Origin of the sequence: Burkholderia sp. HMSC10F09 (assembly GCF_001806955.1) — a bacterium.
Classification (GTDB): Bacteria; Pseudomonadota; Gammaproteobacteria; order Burkholderiales; family Burkholderiaceae; genus Burkholderia; species Burkholderia multivorans.
This window is the reverse complement of record NZ_KV786672.1, coordinates 1-1,299: the sequence shown is the minus strand read 5'-3', so window position 1 is coordinate 1,299 and position 1,299 is coordinate 1. Positions and strand designations below refer to the sequence as shown.

The window sequence follows — 1,299 nt, the reverse complement described above, 5'->3', positions numbered from 1 at the left end:
CAACGTCTCGAACCACGTGATGTTCCTGCATCAGGGGCGTACGGAGGAAGAGGGCGATCCGAAGGAGGTGCTGGTGCGGCCGCAGAGCGAGCGCCTGAAGCAATTCCTGTCGGGCAGTCTGAAGTAACGCGCGCGCAGGTTCGCTTCGTGGTACCGGTGTCTCGTCCCGCAGGCGCCACCCGCACGACGCAGGTGGCGATCGTTGCATTGCCGCCCGTGTCGATGTCGGGCGTGGGTCCGATCGTCGATGCGCTGCATCTGGCGAACGAGATCGACGGGCGGCTGCTGTACCGGTGGCAGGTGTGTTCGTGGGACGGGCGGCCGGTGCCGCTTGCCGGCGGTGCGCAATGGCATGCCGATGCGGCGTTCAACGATGCGATTGCGTGCGACTGGCTGATCGTGATTTCGGAGCGCTTTCAGCAGTTTGCCGATTACCGGCTGTTTCTCGCGAGTCTGGCGCGGGTTGGGCAGCGCACGCCGCTCGTGAGCGGGATTCACCATGGCGTGTGGTGGCTCGCGATGGCGGGGCAGTTGTCCGGCTATCGCGTGAGCGTGAACTGGGAGACGTATCAGCAGTTTGCCGAGCAGTTCGAGCGATCGATCGTCACGCAGCAGATCTTCGAGATCGATCGCGATCGGGCGACGTGTGCCGGCGGGCAGGCGACTGTCGATTTCATGCTGGCGATGATCGGCCGCGAGCATGGGCCGGAGCTGTCGGAGCGGATTGCCGATGCGCTCGGGGCCGGTACGCTGCGCAGCGGCGAGGAGCGACAGCGGATTCCGTTCGTGACTGCGCCGGGCGAGCGGCATCCTCGGCTCAACGATGCGTTGCTGCTGATGGAAGCGAATATCGAGGATCCGCTGACGACCGATGAAATCGCGGGATTGGTCGGTGTGTCGCGGCGGCAGCTCGAGCGGCTCTTTCGGCAGTATCTCGGCGCGATGCCTTCGAAGTACTACCTCAATCTACGGTTGCTCAAGGCGCGGACTCAATTGCAGCGGACCAGCAAGTCCGTCGTTCAAGTCAGCCTCGCATGCGGGTTTTCTTCGGCCGCGCACTTTTCCAATGCGTATCGGGAGCGGTTCGGGGTGACGCCGCGGGAGGATCGGCGGGCCTGGCTCGAGAAGCAGACGGGCGGCGGCAGTGAACCACGGGCGGGGGCGCTCGTCGAGCGCGGGAAGGATTGAGGGCTTCGGGGGCGTGCGCGTCGGCTTGCGGGTGGTGCGCCTGCGTTGGGCTTGAAGCACCTGTCGTCGTGTCGGTCTATTAGCGTCGCCCCTGCGCGGGGCGGCGGTTAC

General features: G+C 65.5%; 1 protein-coding gene and 1 pseudogene. Both read left to right on the top strand.

All coding sequences use genetic code 11. From position 1 onward, the window contains the following. Positions 1-127, top strand: a pseudogene (locus HMPREF3115_RS29040) (histidine/lysine/arginine/ornithine ABC transporter ATP-binding protein); the annotation flags it as partial. 20 nt (positions 128-147) lie between these two features. Beyond that, complete coding sequence (locus HMPREF3115_RS11635; protein ID WP_006401212.1) at positions 148-1,188, top strand: GlxA family transcriptional regulator; 1,041 nt, start codon at positions 148-150, stop codon at positions 1,186-1,188. Positions 1,189-1,299: the final 111 nt, after the last annotated feature.